The 24,365-nt window shown below is 60.6% G+C and carries 23 protein-coding genes and 2 tRNA genes; 15 read left to right on the top strand and 10 right to left on the bottom strand.

Annotation, left to right across the window (positions count from 1 at the left end; translation table 11 throughout):
* Nucleotides 1-84: 84 nt before the first annotated feature.
* A complete protein-coding gene (locus tag ACEN8E_RS24975; protein ID WP_495590264.1) occupies nucleotides 85-867 on the top strand; it encodes an SDR family NAD(P)-dependent oxidoreductase in 783 nt (260 codons plus the stop codon).
* A 92-nt stretch (nucleotides 868-959) separates the two neighbouring features.
* Entirely contained in the window at nucleotides 960-1,265 is a 306-nt protein-coding gene (locus tag ACEN8E_RS24980; protein WP_495593394.1) for a YkgJ family cysteine cluster protein, read from the top strand.
* 132 nt (nucleotides 1,266-1,397) lie between these two features.
* Here ACEN8E_RS24980 and ACEN8E_RS24985 read toward each other — a convergent pair whose 3' ends face one another.
* The 6 genes from ACEN8E_RS24985 to hemA form a co-directional block, all read right to left on the bottom strand.
* Nucleotides 1,398-1,916: an acyloxyacyl hydrolase gene (locus ACEN8E_RS24985; RefSeq protein WP_495590265.1), complete on the bottom strand. Its 519-nt coding sequence runs from the start codon at nucleotides 1,914-1,916 to the stop codon at nucleotides 1,398-1,400.
* 123 nt (nucleotides 1,917-2,039) lie between these two features.
* Complete coding sequence (gene murI, locus ACEN8E_RS24990) at nucleotides 2,040-2,831, bottom strand: glutamate racemase (RefSeq protein ID WP_495590266.1); 792 nt, start codon at nucleotides 2,829-2,831, stop codon at nucleotides 2,040-2,042.
* Nucleotides 2,824-3,579 carry a molybdopterin-synthase adenylyltransferase MoeB gene (locus ACEN8E_RS24995; RefSeq protein ID WP_495590267.1) on the bottom strand — a complete coding sequence of 252 codons (756 nt, stop codon included), beginning with the start codon at nucleotides 3,577-3,579 and terminating at the stop codon, nucleotides 2,824-2,826. Before ACEN8E_RS24995 ends, murI begins: the two co-directional genes overlap by 8 nt.
* A complete protein-coding gene (prmC, locus tag ACEN8E_RS25000) occupies nucleotides 3,573-4,403 on the bottom strand; it encodes a peptide chain release factor N(5)-glutamine methyltransferase (protein ID WP_007973878.1) in 831 nt (276 codons plus the stop codon). Before prmC ends, ACEN8E_RS24995 begins: the two co-directional genes overlap by 7 nt.
* On the bottom strand, nucleotides 4,404-5,486 hold the full coding sequence (prfA, locus tag ACEN8E_RS25005) for a peptide chain release factor 1 (RefSeq protein ID WP_495590268.1): 1,083 nt from the start codon (nucleotides 5,484-5,486) through the stop codon (nucleotides 4,404-4,406).
* Nucleotides 5,483-6,772: a glutamyl-tRNA reductase gene (gene hemA / locus ACEN8E_RS25010; protein ID WP_495590269.1), complete on the bottom strand. Its 1,290-nt coding sequence runs from the start codon at nucleotides 6,770-6,772 to the stop codon at nucleotides 5,483-5,485. The genes prfA and hemA overlap by 4 nt, the downstream gene beginning before the upstream one ends.
* A 224-nt stretch (nucleotides 6,773-6,996) precedes the next feature.
* Between hemA and ACEN8E_RS25015 the strand changes: the two genes are divergently transcribed.
* The 8 genes from ACEN8E_RS25015 to ychF all read left to right on the top strand — a co-directional run bounded on the left by ACEN8E_RS25015 (nucleotide 6,997) and on the right by ychF (nucleotide 13,914).
* The gene (locus ACEN8E_RS25015; RefSeq protein ID WP_495590270.1) at nucleotides 6,997-8,721 is read left to right on the top strand and encodes a tetratricopeptide repeat protein; all 1,725 of its coding nucleotides are present in this window, start codon (nucleotides 6,997-6,999) and stop codon (nucleotides 8,719-8,721) included.
* A gap of 4 nt (nucleotides 8,722-8,725) precedes the next feature.
* Nucleotides 8,726-9,343: a lipoprotein insertase outer membrane protein LolB gene (gene lolB, locus ACEN8E_RS25020; RefSeq protein WP_495590271.1), complete on the top strand. Its 618-nt coding sequence runs from the start codon at nucleotides 8,726-8,728 to the stop codon at nucleotides 9,341-9,343.
* 1 nt (nucleotide 9,344) lies between these two features.
* The gene (gene ispE, locus ACEN8E_RS25025; RefSeq protein ID WP_495590272.1) at nucleotides 9,345-10,196 is read left to right on the top strand and encodes a 4-(cytidine 5'-diphospho)-2-C-methyl-D-erythritol kinase; all 852 of its coding nucleotides are present in this window, start codon (nucleotides 9,345-9,347) and stop codon (nucleotides 10,194-10,196) included.
* Between the two features lie 36 nt (nucleotides 10,197-10,232).
* Nucleotides 10,233-10,307, top strand: a tRNA-Gln gene (locus ACEN8E_RS25030).
* Between the two features lie 46 nt (nucleotides 10,308-10,353).
* Entirely contained in the window at nucleotides 10,354-11,295 is a 942-nt protein-coding gene (locus ACEN8E_RS25035) for a ribose-phosphate pyrophosphokinase (protein WP_003171603.1), read from the top strand.
* A 142-nt stretch (nucleotides 11,296-11,437) separates the two neighbouring features.
* Complete coding sequence (locus ACEN8E_RS25040) at nucleotides 11,438-12,037, top strand: 50S ribosomal protein L25/general stress protein Ctc (RefSeq protein WP_007973891.1); 600 nt, start codon at nucleotides 11,438-11,440, stop codon at nucleotides 12,035-12,037.
* Between the two features lie 169 nt (nucleotides 12,038-12,206).
* Nucleotides 12,207-12,791, top strand: coding sequence for an aminoacyl-tRNA hydrolase (pth, locus tag ACEN8E_RS25045; RefSeq protein ID WP_495590273.1), 585 nt, complete (start codon nucleotides 12,207-12,209; stop codon nucleotides 12,789-12,791).
* A 22-nt stretch (nucleotides 12,792-12,813) separates the two neighbouring features.
* Nucleotides 12,814-13,914: a redox-regulated ATPase YchF gene (gene ychF / locus ACEN8E_RS25050; RefSeq protein ID WP_096509090.1), complete on the top strand. Its 1,101-nt coding sequence runs from the start codon at nucleotides 12,814-12,816 to the stop codon at nucleotides 13,912-13,914.
* 182 nt (nucleotides 13,915-14,096) lie between these two features.
* On the opposite strand, the gene ACEN8E_RS25055 is transcribed toward ychF, so the two are convergent.
* Nucleotides 14,097-15,314: an MFS transporter gene (locus ACEN8E_RS25055; protein ID WP_495590274.1), complete on the bottom strand. Its 1,218-nt coding sequence runs from the start codon at nucleotides 15,312-15,314 to the stop codon at nucleotides 14,097-14,099.
* A 334-nt stretch (nucleotides 15,315-15,648) separates the two neighbouring features.
* On the opposite strand from ACEN8E_RS25055, the gene ACEN8E_RS25060 reads away from it, so the two are divergent.
* Nucleotides 15,649-17,706 carry a methyl-accepting chemotaxis protein gene (locus tag ACEN8E_RS25060; RefSeq protein WP_495590275.1) on the top strand — a complete coding sequence of 686 codons (2,058 nt, stop codon included), beginning with the start codon at nucleotides 15,649-15,651 and terminating at the stop codon, nucleotides 17,704-17,706.
* A gap of 137 nt (nucleotides 17,707-17,843) precedes the next feature.
* A tRNA-Met gene (locus ACEN8E_RS25065) sits at nucleotides 17,844-17,920 on the top strand.
* Between the two features lie 99 nt (nucleotides 17,921-18,019).
* On the opposite strand, the gene ACEN8E_RS25070 is transcribed toward ACEN8E_RS25065, so the two are convergent.
* Nucleotides 18,020-19,129 (bottom strand): DUF2817 domain-containing protein, encoded by a 1,110-nt coding sequence (locus ACEN8E_RS25070; RefSeq protein WP_495590276.1) that lies wholly within the window; start codon nucleotides 19,127-19,129, stop codon nucleotides 18,020-18,022.
* A gap of 166 nt (nucleotides 19,130-19,295) precedes the next feature.
* Between ACEN8E_RS25070 and ggt the strand changes: the two genes are divergently transcribed.
* Nucleotides 19,296-21,128 (top strand): gamma-glutamyltransferase, encoded by a 1,833-nt coding sequence (gene ggt, locus ACEN8E_RS25075; RefSeq protein WP_495590277.1) that lies wholly within the window; start codon nucleotides 19,296-19,298, stop codon nucleotides 21,126-21,128.
* A 77-nt stretch (nucleotides 21,129-21,205) separates the two neighbouring features.
* On the opposite strand, the gene ddlA is transcribed toward ggt, so the two are convergent.
* Nucleotides 21,206-22,300, bottom strand: a complete 1,095-nt coding sequence (gene ddlA, locus ACEN8E_RS25080; RefSeq protein ID WP_495590278.1) for a D-alanine--D-alanine ligase — start codon at nucleotides 22,298-22,300, stop codon at nucleotides 21,206-21,208.
* A gap of 166 nt (nucleotides 22,301-22,466) precedes the next feature.
* Here ddlA and ACEN8E_RS25085 point away from each other — a divergent pair, with 166 nt between their 5' ends.
* On the top strand, nucleotides 22,467-23,276 hold the full coding sequence (locus ACEN8E_RS25085; protein WP_495593395.1) for an AraC family transcriptional regulator: 810 nt from the start codon (nucleotides 22,467-22,469) through the stop codon (nucleotides 23,274-23,276).
* A gap of 76 nt (nucleotides 23,277-23,352) precedes the next feature.
* Nucleotides 23,353-23,721: a cupin domain-containing protein gene (locus tag ACEN8E_RS25090; RefSeq protein ID WP_495590279.1), complete on the top strand. Its 369-nt coding sequence runs from the start codon at nucleotides 23,353-23,355 to the stop codon at nucleotides 23,719-23,721.
* Nucleotides 23,722-23,733: 12 nt separating this feature from the next.
* On the opposite strand, the gene ACEN8E_RS25095 is transcribed toward ACEN8E_RS25090, so the two are convergent.
* The gene (locus ACEN8E_RS25095) at nucleotides 23,734-24,333 is read right to left on the bottom strand and encodes a flavin reductase family protein (protein ID WP_495590280.1); all 600 of its coding nucleotides are present in this window, start codon (nucleotides 24,331-24,333) and stop codon (nucleotides 23,734-23,736) included.
* Between the last annotated feature and the right edge of the window lie 32 nt (nucleotides 24,334-24,365).

Genomic DNA, 24,365 nt, shown 5'->3' on the forward strand with positions numbered 1-24,365 from the left:
TGCCCGGTACTTCGTGGCACTCGAAAAAGACAACCTGGAACATTTGACGGATCGGGCAATTGCCTGGCTGATAAGGAGATTGGGATGAGTCGTACACCCCCACGACGATACTGGTTGACCGGTGCCAGCAGCGGCATTGGTGCCGCCATGGCCGAAGAAATCCTGAAGATCGGTGCGCACCTGGCCGTCAGTTCGCGCACCGTGTCACCACTGAAAGACTTGTCACTACGTTATCCGGGACAGGTACTGGTGGTCGCCGGGGACCTGACCAACAGCCAGACCGTGCGCGAAATTGGCGAGCAGATTGCCGAAGACTGGGGCTCGCTGGACACTGTGATACTCAACGCTGGCACCAGCGAGTACGTGGACGCCAGGCAGTTCGATGCGTCGATTGTCGAGCACGTGGTGCGCACCAACCTGTTGGCCAGCAGCTATTGCATCGAAGCTGCCCTGCCCCTGCTGCGTGCCGGCACCGCACCGCATATGGTGGCCATGGCCAGTACCGTGACTTACCTGCCGCTGCCCAGGGCAGAAGCCCACGGCGGCTCGAAGGCCGGGCTGCGTTATCTGTTCGAATCCCTGCGCATCGACCTGGCTCCCGAAGGCATAGAAGTCACGGTGATCAGCCCCGGGAGTATCGAATCGCCGCTGACGACAAAAGACGGATTCCCCATGCCCTTGAGCTGGCCCGTGGAAAAAGCCGCACGGCACATCTTCGAAAAACTCCGGGACCGTCCGCTGGAAATCGCTTTCCCGGCAGCGTTCATGGCCACCCTCTGGCCGCTCTCCAGACTGCCGGACCAAGTGAAACTGGAGATCGGCAAACGCATGGTGCGCAGCCTGCCGCCGATCATGGATCAACCGTGAACATCGCAATCATCGGCAGCGGTATCTCGGGGCGGACCTGCGTCCGTCCGACCTTTCACACAGCTCCCGGCGACTGCCTTACACTGCGCGCCATGAAAACCATCCCCCATACGCAAATCGCGGAACCCGCAATCACCTGCTCGAGCTGCGCAGCCTGCTGCTGTCAGCTCGAAGTCATGCTGATCACCGATACGGGCGTGCCTGAACGGTTCATCGATACCGATGACTGGGGCGGGGAAGTCATGCTGCGCCTGGACGACGGCTGGTGTGCCGCACTGGATCGCAACACGATGTTGTGCACCATCTACGAAAAACGTCCGCTGATCTGCCGGGAGTTCGAGATGGGCGCACCGGAGTGCATCGACGAACGCCAGGGAATTTCGACGGCGTATCGCTAGTTTTGAAGTCACCCAAATACAAATGTGGGAGCGAGCCTGCTCGCGAAAGCGTCAGATCAGTCGATTACAGTGTCGACTGATCCACTGCTTTCGCGAGCAAGCCCGCTCCCACATTTAGTACAGCGTTGCGTGTTACAACGGCAACGTGTAATGCAACGAGTAACTTTCTACACCGTCGTTGGAACTGGCGAGCCCGGCGTTGGAATAGTGCGTCGCGCGGATCCCGACTTCATGACCGCCGTTGAAGCGCAGGCCAAAACCGATACGGTCTTCAAACTGGAAAGCACCGCCGATGTTGTTGTCTTCGAGTCGGGTATGGGAGAACACCGCCACGCCAATGCCTGCTTCAACGTACGGTTTGACGTTCTGGCCGGCAAATTCGTAGACGAACACCGGAGAGAACGACAGGCTGTTGTTGCTCGAGGTCTTGTCGCCTTCCCAGTAGGTGTAGGCACCGCTCCAGTAGCCGGTCATCCGACCGACGTCACTCTGCCACCAGCTCTGGTCCCAATCGAACTGCATGCCCAGTCGATACGTCATGGTCGAATCGCTGGTCTGACCAACCGCGAACTCCACACCTGCCGCCTGCGCAGTAAAGGTGTGCCCCATTAATGCGGCCGCAATCGCGGCCAAACAGAATAGTCGCTTCACGAGAAACTTCCTTTTCCGAACGATTTCGTATGATTTTTATGTTGCCCAGCCCTGCAACGCTTATAGAAGTCAGCGAGCGATCAGATCCTTCATCCGATTTTTCGTACTCCCCCGGTCAATCTTTTACCTGTTGAAGCTTCGCACAACGCCATGGGTATTCCACAGTATCGGCAAGATATTTCTGAAATGAAGCGGATCGGCGCTGGTCCAGAACTGCGCCTCACGGGCAGGCCCTTCGGCGAGCAGTTCGCCTTCGGCCAATAGCCGCTGGAGTTGCCGCGCAACGGCAGCACCGGTGTCGATCAAACTGATGTCGTCAGGGATCATCTGCCGGAGCATCGGCTTGAGAAAGGGGTAATGGGTGCATCCGAGAATCAGGGTGTCCGCGCCGGCGGCCAGCAGCGGCTGGACATACCTGGCCAACAGCTGGTGCAGTTCGGGGCTGCGCAGATCGCCGCTTTCAATCAGCTCCACCAGCCCGGGGCACGGCTGGGTAATCACTTTCACGTCAGTGGCGAAACGGTCGAGCAATGCAGCGAACTTGGCGCTCTGCAAGGTGCCGGTGGTAGCCAGCACCCCCACCACGCCGGAGCGGGTGGCGGCGGCGGCCGGTTTGACTGCCGGCTCCATGCCGACGATGGGCCATTCGGGATAGTCGCGACGCAAATCGGCGACGCCGGACACCGTCGCCGTGTTGCAGGCGAGCACCAGGGCCTTGGCGCCTTGTTGCTGAAAGAAGTCGGCCATTACACTGCAACGCTGCCGGATGAACTCCGGGGTTTTCTCGCCATAGGGAACATTCCCGCAATCGGCGATATACATCAGCGTCTCGTTGGGCAACAAGCGCTGGATCTCGGCCAGCACCGAGAGCCCACCGACACCGGAGTCGAACACGCCGATTGGCGCTTCACGCATGTGAAGGCCCGCAGACGCCGCAGCCTGGATCCCGCTTGACCCGCAATTCGCGAAAGCGCGTGCCCAAGGCATCGATCAACAGCAGACGCCCCACCAGCGGCTCGCCGAATCCGGCCAGCAATTTCAGCGCTTCCAGCGCTTGCAGACTACCGACCAGCCCCACCAGCGGCCCGACCACCCCGGCTTCGCTGCAGGTCAATTCGGCTTCGCTGCCGTGCCCGTATAAGCAGTGATAGCACGGGCTCTCCGGCCGACGCGGATCGAACACCGACAATTGCCCTTCGAGGCGAATCGCCGCGCCGCTGACCAGCGGTTTGCCGGCCGCCACACAAGCGGCGTTGACCGCTTCACGGGTGGAGAAATTGTCGGAGCAATCGAGCACCAGGTCCACGGCGGCGACCGTAGCGGCCAGGGAGTCTTCATCCAGCGCCGCACGATGAGCGATCAACCGGATCTCGGGGTTGATCGCCGTCAGGCGCTTGATCGCCGAATCGACTTTACCCATGCCGATGCTGTCGGTGTCGTGAATGATCTGGCGTTGCAGGTTAGTCAGGTCGACGGTATCAAAGTCCGCCAGATGCAATTCGCCGACACCTGCGGCAGCGAGATACAGCGCCACCGGCGCACCGAGACCACCAAGGCCCACGATCAATACGCGACTGTCCTTGAGCCGCAACTGGCCGTCGATATCGATGTGTTGCAGCAGAATCTGCCGGCTGTAACGCAGCAACTCCTGATCATTCAGCACGGCAGGCGCCCCAGACTGATGCGTTGGTGACCGCCCAGATCGGTGCGGCTGTGAACTTCCTCGAAACCACGGGTCAGCAGCAAATCGCGGACCGCCTCGGCCTGATCATAACCGTGTTCGAGCATCAGCCAACCGCCAGCGTCGAGATGGTCCGGTGCCTGGGCGACGATCAGACGCAGATCGTCGAGCCCGTCGACACCGGCCACCAGCGCACTGGCCGGTTCGAAGCGCACATCGCCCTCGACCAGATGCGGATCGGCCGCTGCAATGTAAGGCGGGTTGCTGATGATCAGTTGAAAACGCTGACCTTCCAGGGCGCTGAACCAATGGCTGCTCAGCACCTTGGCGTTATTCAGATGCAGGCGCTGGCGATTGCGTTCGGCCAGGGCCACGGCTTCCAGCACGCGATCCACGGCAGTGACGCTCCAGGCCGGACGCTCGCTCGCCAGTGCCAGGGCAATCGCGCCGCTGCCGGTGCCCAGATCGAGGACCTTGGCCGGTGTGGCCGGCAACAATTCCAGCGCAGCTTCCACCAGCAGCTCAGTGTCCGGGCGCGGGATCAGCGTGTGCGGCGCCACTTCCAGATCCAGTTTCCAGAAACCTTGCTGGCCGAGGATATAGGCCACTGGCTCACCGCTGCGGCGGCGCTGCAAATACTCGGCGAAGGTCAGCGCCGCTTCGCTCGGCACGATGCGTTCCGGCCAGGTGTGCAGAAAACTGCGGGACTTGCCCAACGCCGCCGCCAGCAGCAATTCGGCATCCAGACGCGCCGTCGGCGAGTCGGGTAAATCGGCGGCGCGCAACAAACTGGCAATGATCGTCATTTACTCACCTATCGCTGCCAGTTGATCGGCCTGGTACTCGGCAAGCAATGGCTCGATCACCGCCTCGACGCCGCCGGCAAGGATCTCGTCGAGGGAATACAGGGTCAGGTTGACCCGGTGGTCGGTGACCCGGCCCTGGGCAAAGTTGTAGGTGCGGATGCGCTCGGAGCGATCACCGGAACCGACCAGCAACTTGCGCTCGCTGGCGATGGCGTTGGCTGCGGCCGACGTCTGCTGATCGTTCAGCTTGGCCGACAACCAGGACATCGCCCGGGCACGGTTCTTGTGCTGTGAACGCTCTTCCTGGCACTCGACCACGATGCCGGACGGCAAGTGCGTGATACGGATAGCCGAGTCGGTCTTGTTGACGTGCTGGCCTCCGGCACCGGAGGAGCGATAGGTATCGATGCGCAGGTCAGCCGGGTTGATCTCGATCGCTTCCTGTTCGTCCGGCTCGGGCAACACCGCCACGGTGCAGGCCGACGTGTGGATACGGCCCTGGGACTCGGTCGCCGGCACCCGCTGCACGCGGTGGGCGCCAGACTCGAATTTCAGCTTGCCGTAGACGTTATCGCCTTCGACCCGGGCAATCACCTCTTTATAGCCGCCGTGTTCACCCTCGTTTTCCGAGAGGATTTCCACCCGCCAGCCACGACGCTCGGCGTAGCGCGAATACATGCGGAACAGGTCACCGGAGAAAATCGCCGCCTCGTCGCCGCCGGTGCCGGCACGGATTTCGAGGAATACGTTGCGCCCGTCATTCGGGTCCTTGGGCAGCAGCATGCGCTGCAGGTCGGCTTCGAGCGTGACCAGGCGTTCCTTGGCCTCGCGGACTTCTTCCACGGCCATTTCACGCATGTCCGGGTCGCTGTCCTTGAGCAGAGCCTGGGCGCCTTCGAGGTCACCCTGCACTTTCAGCAGCTGTTTATAGGCGTTCACGATCGGTTCAACTTCCGCGTACTCCTTGGAATAAGTGCGGAACTTGTTCTGATCGGAAATGACCTCGCCGTCGCCCAGCAGGGCGGTCAATTCCTCGAAACGGTCCTGGAGAATATCCAGCTTGTTGAGCAGTGACGCTTTCATTGCGGTTTTTTATCCGAAAAGCTATCCGATGAGCCCTCACCGAGGGCAAAGAGTTCCTGGGCCATCGCCAGCGCATCCAGGCGACCTTCGGCAGTAAGCTTTTTCAACTGCACGCTCGGTGCGTGCAACAGTTTGTTGGTCAGCCCGCGCGCCAGTTGTACCAGCACCTCTTCGGCGCTGGCGCCGTTGGCCAGCAGGCGCTGGGCCTTTTGCAACTCTTCGTCGCGCAGGCGTTCGCTCTGTTGGCGATAGGCCTTGAGCACGTCCACCGCCGCCAATTCACGCAGGCGGACCATGAAGTCTTCGGCGCCGACCGAGACCATCTCTTCGGCGGCCTGGGCTGCGCCCTGGCGGCTCTTGAGGTTCTCGGCGACCACTTCATGGAGATCGTCGACGCTATAGAGGTAAACATCGTCCAACTCGCCGACTTCTGGCTCGATGTCGCGCGGAACGGCGATGTCCACCATGAAGATCGGTTTGTGCTTGCGCAGTTTCAAGGCGCTTTCCACTGCACCCTTGCCCAGTATCGGCAACTGGCTGGCAGTGGAACTGATGACGATATCGCTGCGCACCAGCTCAGCCGGAATATCCGACAGCAACACGGCATGGGCGCCGAACTGTTCGGCCAGAATGCTCGCGCGTTCCAGGGTACGGTTGGCGACCACGATGCGCTTTACACCGAGGTCATGCAGATGGCGGGCGACCAGGGTGATGGTCTCGCCGGCGCCGATCAACAAGGCCTGACTGCGCTGCAAGTCGCTGAAAATCTGTTTCGCCAGGCTCACCGCGGCAAACGCCACCGATACCGGGTTCTCGCCGATGGCCGTGTCGGTGCGCACCTGCTTGGCCGCATTGAACGTGGCCTGGAACAGCCGCCCGAGCAATGGCCCGATGGTGCCTGCCTCGCGGGCCACGGCATAGGCCGACTTCATCTGACCGAGAATCTGCGGTTCGCCCAATACCAGCGAGTCGAGCCCGGAGGCCACGCGCATCATGTGACGAACTGCCGCATCATCTTCATGCACATAGGCGCTTGCGCGCAGCTCGTCGAAGCTCAAATGATGATATTCGGCCAGCCAGCGCAGCACGATGTCCGCCGACAGGTGATCCTGTTCTATATAGAGTTCACTGCGATTGCAGGTGGAGAGGATCGCAGCTTCGCGGCTGTCGGTGAGTCGGCAGAGCTGCTGCAAGGCCTCAACCAGCTGCTCAGGGGTAAAAGCCACGCGCTCGCGGACGTCTACTGAAGCAGTCTTGTGGTTAATACCGAGTGCAAGGAAGGCCATTCAAAGTCGCTGATTGTGACGTGAAGCCGGTAATTGTCCTACTTCGACGGAGTCAGAACAACTACTCGATCTCTATCGCCATGATCGGCATCCTCTCGTACTGCGAGCCGTTCTCGTTTACAGGTGCGCACATCGCCTCCAGTGGGAAAATGGCTGGCCGGTTATGTTTGGCCGAAAGCTTGTGTCATGATGATCTGACCGCAGGTTAGTCGTCCTCTTCCTATATGAATAGATCTTCCGCGTTGCTCCTCGCTTTTGTCTTCCTCAGCGGCTGCCAGGCCTTGGCACCCGTTTCGTCGGACGGTACGCCATCGACTGAAGACAGCACCCCGGCCCCTGAAAAGCCCAAGGTCTACAGCTCGTTCAGCGAGGAAACCATTTTCAGCCTGTTGAGCGCCGAACTGGCTGGTCAGCGCAATCGTTTCGACATTGCCTTGGACAACTATGTGACCCAGGCCATCAACACCCAGGATCCGGGCATCTCCGAGCGGGCATTCCGTATCGCCGAATACCTGGGCGCCGATCAGGCGGCCCTGGATACCGCGCTGATCTGGGCCAGGAACGCCCCCAACGACCTCGAAGCGCAACGCGCCGCCGCCGTGCAACTGGCACGCGCCGGGCGTTATGACGACTCTATGGCCTATATGGAGAAAGTCCTGCAAGGCAAGGGCGACACCCATTTCGACTTCCTCGCGCTGTCTGCGGCCGACACCGACCAGGACACCCGCAACGGCTTGATGAAAAGCTTCGACCGTTTGTTGCAGCGTCATCCGAACAACAGCCAGCTGATTTTCGGCAAGGCGCTGCTGATGCAACAGGATGGCGACGCCAAAGGCGCGCTCACGCTGCTGGAAAACAATCCGCCGGATGACGGCGAAATCGCTCCGATCCTGCTGCGCGCACGCCTGCTGCAGACCCTCCATCGCGGTGACGAAGCCCTGCCACTGCTACAGAAAAGCATCAAGAAATACCCGGACGACAAGCGCCTGCGCCTGACTTACGCACGCATGCTGGTTGAACAGGACCGCATGGACGACGCCAAGGCCGAGTTCTCGAGCCTGGTTCAGCAGTACCCGGAAGACGACGAACTGCGTTACTCCCTGGCGCTGGTCTGCCTGGAAGCCAAGGCTTGGAATGAGGCCAAGGGTTATCTCGAAGACCTGATCGCCCGGGAAAGCCATGTCGACTCGGCGCACCTGAACCTCGGCCGCATCGCCGAAGAACAAAACGACCCGCAAGGCGCGCTGATCGAATATGCCAAAGTCGGACCGGGCAACGATTTCCTGCCGGCGCAATTGCGTCAGGCCGACATCCTGATCAACAACGGCAAGACCGCCGAAGCGCAACGCAAGCTGGCGGCAGAGCGCGATGAGCAGCCGGATTACGCCATCCAGTTGTACCTGATCGAGGCCGAAACCCTGTCCGCCAACAATCAGGGCGACAAGGCCTGGAATGTCCTGCAACAAGCCTTGCAGAAATACCCGGACGACTTGAACCTGCTCTACACCCGCGCCATGCAGGCGGAAAAACGCAATGACCTGGCGCAAATGGAAAAAGACCTGCGCACAATCATCAAGCGCGACCCGGACAACGCCATGGCATTGAACGCCCTGGGCTACACCCTGTCCGACCGCACCACGCGCTATGCCGAAGCCAAGGCCCTGATCGAACAGGCTCACCAGATCAGTCCGGAAGACCCGGCGGTACTCGACAGCCTGGGCTGGGTGAATTACCGCATGGGCAACCTCGACGAAGCCGAGCGCCTGCTGCGTCAAGCCCTGGACCGCTTCCCCGATCAGGAGGTCGCCGCTCACCTGGGCGAAGTCCTGTGGGCCAACGGCAAACAGCGTGAAGCGAAACAAGTCTGGGGCAAGTTCCTCAAGGAACAGCCTGACAGCCCGACATTGCGCGGCACCATCAAACGCCTGACCGGATCAGAGACTCTTTAGGATTATGTTTTTGCGCCATTTCATCGTCTTCAGTTTTATCGCCCTGCTCGCCGGTTGCGCCGGGCTGGGTCCCCGCGAATCGGTCGAGGGGCACGGCAATCCAGCCCAATGGCGTGAGCACAAACAGCAACTGACCAGCCTCGATGGCTGGCAGATCGACGGCAAGATCGGCATTCGCGCGCCGAAAGACTCGGGCAGCGGCACGCTGTTCTGGCTGCAACGCCAGGATTACTACGACATTCGCCTCTCCGGTCCGCTGGGGCGTGGTGCGGCGCGCCTGACCGGACGGCCGGGCAAGGTTTCGCTGGAAGTCGCCAACCAGGGGCGTTACGACGCACCGAACCCGGAAGTGCTGCTCGAGGAGCAACTGGGCTGGAAGTTGCCGGTGTCCAACCTGGCGTGGTGGGTCCGCGGGCTTCCGGCTCCGGACAGCAAAAGCCACGTGACACTGGATGCCGACAGCCGCCTGGCCAACCTCGAACAGGATGGCTGGAAGGTCGAATACACCGACTACACCCAGCAAAACGGTTACTGGCTGCCCGAACGAATCAAGCTGCATGGCACCGACCTTGACGTCACACTGGTGATCAAGGCCTGGCAACCGCGCAAACTGGGGTCGTGACATGCCAGCCAATCGCCTGACTTTGCCGTCTCCGGCCAAACTCAACCTGATGCTGCACATTCTCGGCCGCCGCGAAGACGGCTACCACGAACTGCAAACCATGTTTCAGTTTCTCGACTACGGCGACGAAATCACCTACGCCCTGCGCGATGATGGCGTCGTTCAACTGCACACCGAATTCGCAGGCGTTCCCCACGACAGCAACCTGATCGTCAAGGCCGCGAAAAAACTTCAGGAACAGTCCGGGTGCACACTGGGTGTCGATATCTGGATCGAAAAAATCCTGCCCATGGGCGGCGGCATTGGCGGCGGCAGTTCGAATGCCGCAACGACTTTGCTCGGCCTCAATCACCTGTGGCAATTGGGTTGGGATGAAGATCGCCTGGCTGGCCTGGGATTGACGCTGGGCGCTGACGTCCCGGTTTTCGTGCGTGGCCACGCGGCTTTTGCCGAGGGCGTGGGGGAGAAACTGACCCCTGTCGACCCGGAAGAACCGTGGTATCTCGTGCTGGTGCCGCAAGTCTCTGTAAGTACGGCAGAAATTTTTTCAGATCCGTTGTTGACACGTAACACTCCTCCCATTAAAGTGCGCCCCGTTCCCAAGGGAAACAGTCGAAATGACTGCTTGCCGGTGGTAACAAGGCGTTATCCAGAGGTACGTAACGCTTTGAATTTGTTAGGTAAATTTACCGAAGCAAAACTCACCGGAACTGGAAGTTGTGTGTTTGGGGGCTTCCCAAGCAAAGCTGAAGCTGATAAAGTCTCGGCCCTTCTTACAGAGACCCTTACAGGGTTTGTAGCAAAAGGAAGCAACGTTTCGATGTTGCATCGCAAGCTGCAAAGTCTGCTCTAAAGGAACCGATTACAGGGTAATCGTTGCAACAGATACAGGGGCGTCGCCAAGCGGTAAGGCAGCAGGTTTTGATCCTGCCATGCGTTGGTTCGAATCCAGCCGCCCCTGCCATTTTCCTATACTCATCCAGGTTACCCTCAGCCTTCAGGTACTGCGCGTGTCCAAGATGATGGTCTTTACGGGGAACGCTAACCCCGATCTGGCTCGGCGTGTCGTACGTCAGCTGCATATCCCTCTCGGTGACATCTCTGTCGGTAAATTTTCCGACGGCGAAATTACAGCCGAGATCAATGAAAACGTCCGCGGTAAAGACGTCTTCATTATTCAGCCGACTTGCGCTCCGACCAACGATAACCTGATGGAACTGGTAGTGATGGCTGATGCCTTCCGCCGCTCCTCGGCTACTCGTATCACTGCTGTTATTCCTTACTTTGGTTATGCCCGTCAGGATCGCCGTCCGCGTTCCGCACGTGTGGCTATCAGCGCGAAAGTCGTGGCTGACATGCTTACCGTAGTCGGCATCGACCGTGTTCTCACGGTTGATCTGCATGCTGACCAAATCCAGGGTTTCTTCGATATTCCGGTAGATAACATCTACGGCTCCCCGGTTCTGGTGGATGACATCGAAGATCAGCGCTTCGAAAACCTGATGATCGTGTCCCCGGACATTGGTGGCGTCGTGCGTGCACGTGCCGTTGCCAAGTCCTTGGGCGTGGATCTCGGGATCATCGACAAACGCCGTGAGAAAGCCAATCACTCTGAAGTGATGCATATCATCGGTGATGTCGAAGGGCGTACCTGTATTCTGGTCGATGACATGGTCGATACCGCCGGCACCCTGTGTCACGCGGCCAAGGCCCTGAAAGAGCATGGCGCAGCCAAGGTTTTCGCCTACTGCACGCACCCAGTGCTGTCGGGTCGGGCGATCGAAAACATTGAAAATTCCGTGCTGGACGAGTTGGTGGTGACTAACACCATCCCACTGTCCGCTGCAGCACAAGCCTGTGCGCGTATCCGCCAACTGGATATCGCACCGGTAGTTGCCGAGGCGGTCCGCCGCATCAGCAATGAAGAATCGATCAGCGCGATGTTCCGCTAAGGGCCCTGCCCTTCTCGAAATGTCTCGTTGACGAAAAGCGCCCCGCCCCGGCATTCCTGTCGGGGCGGGGCTTTTTTGCCCATATCGCCTTTAGCGCTGGTCGCAAACGCTGGGGCGAGTGTGGTTATTTTGGAGATACAACATGAACGATTTTACTCTGAATGCTGAAGTGCGTTCCGACCTGGGGAAAGGTGCGAGCCGCCGCCTGCGTCGTCTCGCAAGCCTGGTTCCAGCTGTAGTTTACGGTGGCGACAAAGCCCCTGAATCCATCAGCATGCTGGCCAAAGAAGTTGCCAAACTGCTCGAAAACGAAGCGGCTTACAGCCACATCATCGAGCTGAACGTTGGTGGCACCAAGCAGAACGTCGTGATCAAAGCCCTGCAGCGTCACCCGGCCAAAGGCCACGTGATGCACGCTGACTTCGTACGCGTAGTCGCTGGCCAGAAACTGACCGCTATCGTTCCAGTGCACTTCATCAACGAAGAAGCACCGACCAAGAAAGGCGGCGAAATCTCGCACGTTGTTGCCGAGATCGAAGTTTCCTGCCTGCCGAAAGATCTGCCTGAGTTCATCGAAGTCGACCTGGCTAACGCTGAAATCGGTTCGATCATTCACCTGTCGGACCTCAAAGCTCCTAAAGGCGTTGAGTTCGTGGCTCTGGCACACGGTGATGACAAGGCTGTTGCCAACGTCCACGCTCCACGTGTTGCTCCAGAAGCTGCAGAAGGCGCTGCAGAGTAATTTTACTCTGTACGCCGGAGTGACCGGAAACATCGCGGACTAGAGCGTAGCGAGAAAGCGGGCGAGAACGCGGAGTTTACATCATGGTAAATGAGCAATTTTCGTCCACTTTCGCCGCACTCCCTGATTGCGGCGATGTTATCCACCACTCCAATGAAGGGCCCCTATCGTGACTGCCATCAAACTGATCGTTGGCCTGGGAAATCCAGGCGCTGAATACGAACAGACCCGGCATAACGCAGGGGCCCTTTTTGTTGAGCGCGTCGCGAACGCACAAGGCGTGAACCTTGTGGCGGACCGCAAATATTTCGGCCTGACCGGGCGCTTTTCGCATCAGGGTCAGGATGTTCGTCTGCTGATTCCCACCACGTACATGAACCGCAGCGGCCAGGCCGTGGCGGCCCTTGCAGGTTTCTTCCGCATCAAGCCCGAAGAAATCCTCGTGGCGCACGACGAACTCGATCTGCCTCCGGGCGTTGCCAAACTCAAAGTGGGCGGCGGCCATGGCGGTCACAACGGGTTGCGCGACATCATTGCGCAACTGGGCAATCAGAATACCTTTCATCGCCTGCGGCTTGGCATCGGTCACCCGGGCGTCGCCAGTATGGTTTCAAATTTCGTCCTGGGTCGTGCGCCACGCGCCGAACAGGAAAAACTCGATGCCAGCATCGACTTTGCCCTCGGCGTGCTGCCGGATATCCTCGCCGGGGAATGGAACCGCGCGATGAAAAACCTGCACAGCCAGAAGGCCTGACTCTTATCCGAGGGGAAACACCATGGGATTCAATTGCGGCATCGTCGGCCTGCCTAACGTCGGCAAGTCCACCCTGTTCAACGCCCTGACCAAATCCGGGATCGCGGCCGAGAACTTCCCCTTCTGCACCATCGAACCGAACAGCGGTATTGTGCCGATGCCGGATCCGCGCCTGGAAGCCCTGGCGGCCATCGTCAATCCAAAGCGCATCCTGCCGACCACCATGGAATTCGTCGACATCGCGGGCCTGGTAGCCGGCGCGTCGAAAGGTGAAGGCCTGGGCAACAAGTTCCTGGCCAACATCCGCGAAACCGATGCCATCGCCCACGTGGTCCGCTGCTTCGAAGACGAGAACGTGATTCACGTCTCCAACAGCGTCGACCCGAAACGCGACATCGAAATCATCGACCTGGAACTGATCTTCGCCGACCTCGACAGCTGCGAGAAGCAACTGCAGAAAGTCGCGCGCAACGCCAAGGGCGGTGACAAGGACGCAGTGGTCCAGAAAGGCCTGCTGGAGCAACTGATCGCTCACTTCACCGAAGGCAAGCCGGCGCGCAGCCTGATGAAGAACATGGGCACCGACGAGAAAGCGGTGATCAAGGGCTTCCACCTGCTGACCACCAAGCCGGTCATGTATATCGCCAACGTTGCTGAAGACGGTTTCGAGAACAACCCGCACCTGGACGTGGTCAAGGCCATCGCCGAAGAAGAAGGCGCCGTGGTTGTTCCGGTGTGCAACAAGATCGAAGCGGAAATCGCCGAACTCGATGACGGCGAAGAGAAAGACATGTTCCTCGAAGCCCTGGGCCTCGAAGAACCTGGCCTGAACCGCGTGATCCGCGCCGGCTACGAAATGCTGCACCTGCAGACCTACTTCACTGCCGGTGTCGAAGAAGTCCGCGCCTGGACCGTGCGCGTCGGTGCCACCGCACCACAAGCTGCTGGCGTGATCCACACCGACTTCGAAAAAGGCTTCATCCGCGCCGAAGTGATCGCCTACAACGACTTCATCCAGTACAAGGGCGAAGCCGGTACCAAGGAAGCCGGTAAATGGCGCCTGGAAGGCAAGGATTACATCGTCAAAGACGGCGACGTGATGCACTTCCGCTTCAACGTGTAACCGCACCGCCCAAGAAAAAGCCGCGTTTGATACGCGGCTTTTTTGTGCCTGGAATATTCACCGTTCAACTGTAGGAGCGAGCTTGCTCCGGGCGGCGTTCCGACGATGGTGTGTCAGTCAGCGCTTACTCGTCTGATACACCATCGCGAGCAGGCTCGCTCCTACAAGGGATTTGTGCTGGCTCAGGACTTCTTCGTTCTTGGCAGGAAAATCGCCAGCACCCCGAACAGCGGCAGGAACGAACACAGGTAGTACACGTACTCGATGCCGTGAATGTCCGCCAGATGGCCCAGCAACGCCGCGCCAATCCCGCCGAAACCGAACATCAGGCCGAAGAACACCCCGGCGATCATCCCGACATTGCCCGGCACCAATTCCTGGGCGTACACCACGATGGCCGAGAACGCCGAGGCGAGAATGAAGCCGATGACCACGCTGAGAATGGTGGTCCAGAACAGGTCGACATGGGGCAGCAGCAAGGTGAACGGTGCAACGCCGAGGATCGAAAACCAGATCACCGCCTTTCGCCCGATCTTGTCGCCAATCGGCCCGCCAAAGAATGTCCCCGCCGCTACCGCGCCGAGAAACAGGAAAAGGTGCAACTGCGAACTGGCGACCGACAGGTCGAATTTCTCGATCAGGTAGAAGGTGAAGTAGCTGGTGAGGCTGGACATGTAGAAATACTTGGAGAACACCAGCAACCCGAGCACGACCAACGCGCTGATCACTCGCCCCCTGGACAGGCCGTGAGTCGCCGCCTGCCCTTGTTTGAGCTTGAACAGGCTCAAGTGGTTGGCGTACCAGCGGCTGATCCGGTAGAGCACGAACAGCGCAAATACCGCGAACAGGCCGAACCACGCCACGTGCCCTTGACCGAAGGGAATGATGATCGCCGCCGCCAGTAACGGGCCGAACGCCGAGCCTGCATTCCCTCCGACCTGGAAGGTCGATTGTGCCAAACCGAAGCGCCCGCCTGAAGCCAGGCGTGCCACGCGGGATGCTTCGGGGTGGAAGGTCGAAGAACCGATGCCGATCAACCCCGCCGCCAGCAGAATCAACGGGAAGCTGCCGACCACCGACATCATCAGAATCCCGATCAAGGTGCAGACCGTGCCCGCCGGCAGTAGCCACGGCTTGGGATGGCGGTCGGTGTAGTAACCGACCCACGGCTGCAGTAACGAGGCCGTCAACTGGAACGTCAGGGTGATCAGGCCGACCTGGGTGAAGGTCAGGCCATAGTTGGCCTTGAGCATCGGGTAGATCGACGGCAGTACCGACTGGATCAGGTCGTTGATCAAATGCGCCAGCGCCACCGCGCCGATGATGCGCATCACCAGGGGGCTGCTTTGGGGCGTAGCGGACGCCGGCACTGAACCGGTCTGGGCGTTGCTGATAGCCATTAGGTTTTCCGTACAACAGGTGGGTGCAAACGGGCAGGTGCATCAATGTGCCATTTTTCAGTGCAGCAACGCCATCCCCTTAGCCTGCTAACGACTTCGATTTTCATCGCCACGACGTTGATGGCGCATAGCCATGGTCTGAATCTTGCCTTGCTTGTCTGCTTGAACGCGGCTTCCTTACAAAGGGGGCCGACAATGGGAAGTTTCGCCACAGAGTCGGCCTACAGAGCGGACAAGGGTGAACTTTCGAGGCCTTTTTAGAGGGCACGAGTCGGCGGTGCAACAACCTCCGACGCACGCCGATGGTGCGTGGTGTCCAGAGGAGTCATGGGGCATGCAGGCTTTTTTATCACCGGGGATCGGGTTGCTGGGGCGTTTCGGCTTCGCACGCAAATTCCAGCTGTTGTTTCTGCTGTTTATCCTGCCGCTGGCCGGTAGCCTGTGGATGATCGGCCAGGACTATCGCGACAAACTCAGCCTGATCTCTGGCGAACGCGCCGGGGTGCGGCAACTGCTTGCTCTTGATGCACTGGATGACCTGCTCGCCGCCCAGCGTGATCGCGCCGCCCGGTGGCGCGCCACGGAAACCAATCGCCAGCCAACGCCAGCCACCCTCGCTGCGATGGCCGCGTTCGATGCGGCTCAACCCGCCGTCAGCCAGGCCACTGCCGAGTTAGGCAATGCCCTGCAAAAAGAAGGTGCCGAGAGCGAAACGCTATCGCGTTATCAGGCCCTGCAAACCGCGCTCGATGGCCTCGACTCAAAAAGCCTGAGCAATGTCGGCTGGTGGCCCGATGGCTACGATCGCTTCACCAACGCCTTGAGCGCCCTGCAAGCCTTGCGCGAGCAGATCGCCATGGACAATCGCCTGACGCTGGCACCGTGGCTGGAAACCTACTTGCTGACGCAGATCTCCACCCAACATGCGCCGGACCTGATCGAGCGGGTCGGTCGCCTGGCGGCGGTGGGCCAGGCGTCGGTCGTGTCCGGGCAGTTCACCCTGCAAAGCCGTTTGCAACTGCGCGACTTGCGCAGCCGCATCGGCGATGCGCGCGAGCAGCTGGTGAAAACCGCCGGCCTGCTCGAAGCACGCCTGCCCGGTGCCCTGCAAACCTGGGCCGGGCAATACCATGACAGCCTCAAGCACCTGGACGCCGGCCTGAAGGTGCTGGATGACGGCGTGTTCGGCGGCAACATCAACCTCAAGCCGGATGACTTCGAACGCAGTCTCGATGCCCTGCTCTCTGACCTCGCCGCGTTGCGCCAGCAGTCGCTGGTGTCGCTGGACCAACGCCTTGATTACTACCACGGCTCGGCGATCCGCCAGTTCATTGTGGTGTCCACCGTGTTGGGTTGCCTGCTGTTGGCTGCGCTCTACCTGTTCATCTGTTTGCAGGCCTCGATCCGCCGCAGCGCCAGCGGCATCACGGTGCTGGCCGAGGCCTTGCGCGACGGCAATCTGAGCCTGCAAGTACCGGTACAGGGTCGCGATGAACTCGCGGCCATCAGCTCTGCGCTGAACGTCGCCGTGGTGCAACTGCGCACCAGCCTGCAAGGGGTGGATCACGAAACCCTGCAATTGAGCCACGCCGTGCAAGCGCTCAACCATCACTCCAGCGATGCCTTGGGCGAAGTCGAAGCCCAGCAGTTGCAGATCAGCCAGATTGCCGCGGCGGCGACGCAACTGGCCGCCACCTCACAAGGAGTGGCCCACAGTTGCGAACAGGCGTCCGGTAGCGCCCAGCACACCCGGCGCATCGCCGCCGACAGCAGCCGTGACAGCCAGCGCACCACCGCGAGCATCCAGCAACTCAACCAACGCCTGAATGAAACGGCAGCGGCACTCGGCCGGGTCAGCGAGCAGGGGCAGCAGATCCAGCTGGTGGTCGATACCATTCGCGGCGTCGCCGAGCAGACCAACCTGTTGGCGCTGAATGCTGCAATCGAAGCGGCGCGGGCCGGCGAACAGGGTCGTGGCTTCGCGGTGGTGGCCGATGAAGTGCGCAGCCTGTCGCAACGTACGCAATCTTCGACTGCGCAGATTGCCGGCACAGTCGATAGCTTGCGCAACACGGTGAACGAAGCCGTGAGCCTGATGGAAGCGGCCTGTGGTCAGGCGCAATCCGATGCGCAGGCAGTGACAGGCCTGGGTGAGCGGCTCGGGGAAATCGCCAGTGCGGTGCAAAGCGTCACCGATACCCTGGCGCAAATCGCCACGGCGGTGGAGGAACAGGCCAGCACCGCCGACGAGGTCAGCGGCAATATCCAGCAAGTCGATCAGGCGGCGGTGCGTTTGCTCGAAGGTGCGCGCGCGGTGAACCAGGCAGCGGACACCTTGAGCCACGGCAGCAAGGCCCTCAGCAACAACACCGGGCGCTTCCGCTTGAGTTGAGTCTGGCAGCGCCGCCCTTTACCGCTGCTCAGAGGGCCGATTTAGCTAAAGATTTGATAAACGGTTGAAAGCGCAGAGAAATATTTTAGATTTATGCTTGACGCATCCCCGTTACCGGTGAATAATGCGCGCCACTTGGCTACATAGCTCAGTTGGTTAGAGCATAGCATTCATAATGCTGGGGTCCGGGGTTCAAGTCCCTGTGTAGCCACCAAGTACTAAAAACGGCTTACCGAAAGGTAGGCCGTTTTTTTATGCCTTGAGAAAAGTGCGCTGCGGTTGCGGGAAATCCTCAACCGCATGCACGCGTCGATCAGACGCCAATGGTCGGCAATGCCGACAACGCCCGCTCCCAGATCTGCCACGTGCGCAACCAGACCATCGCCTGCCAATCGCTATCCGCCGGATAGAACTGCTCCAGCAGATTCAACTTGATCCCGCGCCCTGTTGCGTCACTCGGGTTGCCATGCAAATGCAACCAGTGGTCATCACGCAGATGCCGGTGAACGTCCGGCCCGGGATAGGTCCCGCACTCGATGACAAATGGCATCAGCCGTACCTGCGGCAGTGCATCGATCAACGCCTGCGAGGTATAGCCGGTGGCCGTCGCGGCTACGCCGGTTTCGCTGACCGTCTCGGCGCCGGTTTGCAGGCTGTAGAGCCACGGACCGTAAATCGCCTGCGCATCCGCCAGTGCCGGATAGGCCGACTCGGTGATGGTCAGCAACATCGGATGACCGTACTCGCCCGCGCCGGTGTGCAAGTCGAAACACAGGGCGACCTCGGCATGGCTCACGTGCTTTTGCACGATTTGGTGCAGCGTGCGGTTCGACCAGCTCGGTGCCAGCCCGCCGTAAAACAGGCCATCGGGATGAGCGTGCTGACCGCCCTCGACTATCGACATCACCGCCGGCCAGCCATGCAGGCGAATCTGCTCGTCGAGCAAGGCATCGGCACGATCACGCTCCGGCCCGTGCAACTGCGGGCAGGCATAGATTTCATGCAGGGCGTTGTACGCCTGGTTGTCTGGCAGCGGGCGCTGGAAGTTGAGGTGATTGCGGTTCAGGTCGATGTTGTCTTCATTGACCCGGCGCAACCACGCCATGCCCCAAGGGTTGATGGCATGGATCATGACCACGGCGACATCCGCTGGCAGCGAACGCCTGCCCAGCTCCTGCAGCCATTTGATCTGGCACCCCGAGCCATAGAAGCCTTCAACCCCGTGGGTGCCGCTGAGCGCGATCAGCAGGCGTTTGGCGCCCGGATCACCCAGCACCGCCACATCGGTACTCAGCGATTCGCCGAACGGTCCTTTGAGCGGGTGTGGATATTCAGTCAGCGTTGCGCCTGCGGTGGTCGCGGCGGCAAGGAACTGTTCACGCTGGGTGCGATAGCCGGGCTGGGTGGGGAACTCGGTTTGCATGTCTGCCTCTTGTTGGTTTTCTGGCCTGCCTGTTGGCGACGACCCTACAGAAAATTCCGCCATTGATGAAGGACAAAAACGTCAATGCCGCAGGACCTGGTTTGCGTCCCTTCCGGTCGGCCGATACAGTCCACTGATCGTAGATCCAACGGACGGAGTGCCCCACGTGTTTTCAGCCTTCCCTTTGCGCCGCTATCGCCTGCCAGCCCTGGTTCTGCTCGCCAGTGCCCTGACCTTGACCGCGTGCCACAACGCTTCGGTGCCGACATTACCGCTCGCTCCGGAAAGCGCTTCCGGGTTCCGCACCGACCTGCGCACCCAACACGCCGACAAATACATGGCAGCGGCGGCCAACCCGCTGGCGGCCGCTGCCGGGCGGGAGATGCTGCGCCGGGGCGGCTCGGCCATCGATGCCGCGATTGCGATGCAAGCCGTGCTGACGCTGGTCGAGCCACAGTCTTCGGGCATCGGCGGTGGCGCATTGATCGTACTCTGGGATGGCAAGGCCGTGCGCACCTACGACGGACGTGAAACCGCCCCGGCCGGCGCCACCGAAAAGCTTTTCCTGCAGGCCAACGGACAACCGATGGGGTTCACCCAGGCACAGATTGGCGGTCGTTCGGTGGGCACGCCGGGCGTACTGCGCGCCCTCGAGCTGGCCCATCAAAAGCATGGGCGCCTGCCCTGGGCGCAGCTGTTTGAACCGGCCATCCGGCTCGCCGAACAAGGCTTCGCCATTTCGCCACGCCTGCATCAGTTGATCGCCGCAGATTCGTCCATGCCGCGTTCAGCGGAAATGATGGCTTACTTCCGTAATGCCGATGGCAGCCCCAAAGCCGTCGGCACCAACCTGAAGAACCCGGCGCTGGCCGCCGTGTTCAAGCGCATCGCTCATGAAGGTCCCGATGCGCTGTACAAAGGCCCGGTCGCCGAGGAAATCGCGGCCAAAGTTCAAGGCCACGCCAACCCCGGCAGCCTGTCCTTGACCGACCTCGCCAACTATCAGGCCAAGGAACGCGCGCCGCTGTGTACCGACTACAAACGCTGGCAAGTCTGTGGCATGCCGCCACCGTCGTCGGGCGGGATCGCCGTGGCGCAGATTCTCGGCACACTGCAAGCCCTGGAGGCTCGCGACAGGCGCCTGGCACTGGCACCACTGAAACCGGTCAAGACCAGTGCCCCGGCCGGCATAGAGCCTGCCCCGCAAGCCGTGCACCTGATCTCTGAAGCCGAACGCCTGGCCTATGCCGACCGCGCGCAGTACGTAGCCGATACCGACTTCGTACCCGTGCCGGTCAAGGGCCTGGTGGACCCTGCCTACCTCGCCAGCCGCGCCGCCCTGATCGGCGAACGCAGCATGGGCACGGCCAAGCCCGGTACCCCGCCGGGCATTCAGGTGGCCTACGCGCCGGACCGTTCGCCGCTGCGGATTTCCACCTCACAAGTGGTGGCCGTCGATGACGCGGGCGGCGCCGTGTCGATGACCACCACCATCGAGTCGGCGTTCGGCTCCCACATCATGGTTCAGGGGTTCATGCTCAACAACGAGATGACCGACTTCTCGTTCATTCCCGAGGAGAACGGGCAGAAGGTCGCCAACCGCGTCGAGCCCGGCAAACGCCCGCGCTCATCCATGGCCCCGACCCTGATCTTCGACCGCCAGAGCGGCGAGTTCCTTGCCACTGTCGGCTCCCCCGGTGGTTCGCAAATCATCGAGTACGTCGCCAAATCCACCATCGGCCTGCTCGACTGGAACCTCGACGCGCAAGCCGCCATCAACCTGCCCAACTTCGGCAGCCGCAACGGCCCGACCGAACTGGAACAGGGACAGTTCAGCCCCGCGCTGATTCAGGCACTGAAAGACAAAGGCCATAGCGTGAGCGAAATCGACATGACCAGCGGCACCCAGGCGATTGTCCGGGTCAAGGACGCCCAGGGGAAAGCATCGCTGACGGGAGGTGCCGACCCGCGGCGTGAGGGACAGGCGTTGGGGGATTGAGTCGCAGGCGGAACGAGAAAGGGCTTACCGGTGGGTAGGCCCTTTTGTTTACGAACAAGCGAAAATCAGCAACGCACTTACCGACTGATCTTCAACCCCTGCCGAATCTGATGCTTTTCCTGCGCCAGCTCGATCAGTCGCGTCACCAGTTCGCTGTAGGTCATGCCGGTGGCCTGCCACAGTTTCGGGTACATGCTGATGCGGGTGAAGCCGGGCAGCGAGTTGATTTCGTTGATCAGCACTTCGCCGTTGTCGGTCAGGAACACATCGACGCGGGCCAGGCCGGAGCAGCCCAGTACCTGGAACGCTTCGACGGCCAGGGCGCGAATCCGCTCGCTGGCCTCGACGCTGATATTGGCCGGCACCACCACTTCAGCTGCCTTGTCGTCGATGTATTTGCTGTCGTAGGAATAGAACCCGCTGTGCACCACGATCTCGCCGCAGCCACTGGCGACGGCCTCTTCATTGCCGAGCACTGCGCATTCAATCTCGCGGCCGCTGACGGCAGACTCGATCAACACCTTGGTGTCGAAACTTAACGCCAGCTCCACCGCAGCGGTGTACTCGACCTCATCGGTGACCTTGCTCACGCCCACGGAGGAGCCCTGATTCGCCGGTTTGACGAACAGCGGCAAGCCCAGCTTGCCCTGCACCTCGGCAAACCCGGTGCGGGCCGCCGTGGCGCGGGTCAACGTCACGAACGGCGTCACGGCCAGGCCGGCATCGCGCAGCAGGCGCTTGCTGACGTCCTTGTCCATGCACACGGCCGAGCCCAGTACATCGGAGCCGACAAACGGCAAGTCGGCCATACGCAGCAGGCCTTGCAGGCAGCCATCTTCGCCGAGGGTGCCGTGGACAATCGGGAAGATCACATCGACGTGGCCGAGCATTTCCTGACTGGTTGTTTCCACCAGTTGCTGGCTGGCCTTACCCGGCACCACGGCCAATTCGCGGTTGGACTGGTTGAGGGCGATCAGCGTCGGATTTTCCTGATTCAGCAAAAAATTCGAAGGATCGTTGAGGTGCCAGTGGCCTTGTTTGTCGATGCCGATCAGCACCGGCTCGAAGCGAGAGCGATCCAGCGCATCGACGATGTTTTTCGCCGATTGCAGCGATACCTCATGCTCAGCCGAACGGCCCCCGAAAATGATCCCCACGCGCAGCTTGCTCATGAACTGGCCTCATCTGACGAATAGAAAAAACGACCTGCAGAGAATGCGTCACACAGTGCAGTATTTGCCCTTGGTTTTCTAGCGCACCTGTCGCCTTGCGATCAGCAGACAGGGCGTCGCTGATTGGGTTACCGTGCTGCACATCGAGCTCAAGACAATCATCACCATGGCCAAGTACCCGCCTCGCAATGACTGGTTCCATCGCGCGCCCGATGTCGGCGGGCTACAGCGTTTCGAGGCGTTTTTTGCCGGCCATGGCTACGATCTTCACCGCCACGATACCTATGCCATCGGCCACACCCTGGCCGGGGTGCAGAGTTTTCAGTATCGCGGTGGCTGGCGGCACAGCCAGCCTGGCGCAACGATCGTGTTGCACCCGGACGAAGCCCACGATGGCGAGGCCGGCACCGAGTCCGGTTTCCAGTACCGGATGATGTACATCGAACCGGCGCTGATCCAGCAGATGCTCGGCGGCCGACCGCTGCCGTTCATCAAGACCGGACTGTCGAACGACCCCCGCCTGTTTACCGCCACGGGAGCGTTGCTGCGCAGCCTTGATTGCCCGCTCGATCCACTGGAAGAACAGGATGCGTTGTTCGATCTGGCGCAGGCCTTGAGCACGGTTTCCGGTGTGCCGGCCAAACGCTCGGGTTTCGATTACGTGGCCGCGAAGCGCGCGCGGGAATACATCCACAGCGCCCTCCATCGCACCGTGACACTCGATGAGCTGGCGCAGCACAGTGGCCGGGATCGCTGGAGCCTGTCCCGGGATTTTCGCCTGTTGTTCGGTACCAGTCCCTATCGCTACCTGACCATGCGACGCCTGGACATGGTCCGCGCGCTGCTGACCCAGGGACAGACACTGGTCAGCGCTGCGCTGATCGCCGGCTTTACCGACCAGAGCCACATGACTCGGCAATTCAGCAAAACCTACGGCTTGTCACCGGCCCGCTGGCTGAGCCTGCAGCGGCGCTGAACCACGCACAATCGTTCAAGAATCGCGCCGGATTGCTGGCTATCGTGGGTTCACAAACAACCGCGAGAGCTGTTCCATGAACACATATGAAAGCCTGAACTTCGCTGAAAAACTCGCCCGGATCGATACGCACTGGTCGCCCCGGGTCATCGCCGAAATGAACGACTACCAGTTCAAGGTGGTGAAGCTGCTGGGGGACTTCATCTGGCACGACCACCTCGATACCGACGAAACCTTCATCGTTCTGGAAGGCCAGTTACGCATCGACTTTCGCGATGGCCATGTGCTGGTCAACGCCGGGGAAACGTATGTGGTGCCCAAAGGCGTCGAGCACAAACCCAGCGCCGCGCTGGAAGTAAAACTCCTGCTGATCGAACCCAAGGGCGTGCTCAATACCGGCCGCGAAGGTGGCGAGCGCACGGCCGAGAATGATGTCTGGATTTGAGCGCTGCCTGCCTCACGCCTGCAGGGTCTTGCCGTCCACCGGGTCACCAATGGTCAGGAAGTGCCCGCCCGCCACGTGGTGCAGGGTGCGCAAGGCATCGTGCCCTTCGAAGTGCCAACGGCCTTCGCTGAACACACGTTCGTCGGCCTGGGCGGCAATCACTTCGGCCAGGAACAGATCGTACTGCTGGTGATTGTTCGGTTCCGGCAACAGGCGGCATTCGAGCCAGGCCACGCAGCCTTCGAGCATCGGCGCATCGACCGCCTGGCCGGCGAACGTCTGCAGTTCATAAGTTTCAAACTTGTCGCGCCCCTGGCCCTGGGTCAATTCCAGACCGGAGGTCGAACCAACGGTTTGCGCAATGTCGGCCTGGGCAGCACAAGGAACGTTCAGCACAAAAGTGCCCGAGGCTTCCAGCAACTGGCGCGTCCAGGTGGACTTGTCCAGCACCACGGCAATTTTCGGCGGTTCGAAATCCAGCGGCATGGCCCAGGCTGCCGCCATGATATTGCGCTGGCCACCGTGGGCTGCGCTGACCAGCACGGTCGGGCCGTGGTTGAGCAGACGATAAGCCTTGGACAAGGGAACCGGACGGCGGTGGGAAACGCTCATGGAAGTCTGCTCCTGGGGGAAAAGTGCCGATT

It is taken from the genome of Pseudomonas sp. Pseusp9 (assembly GCF_059491265.1).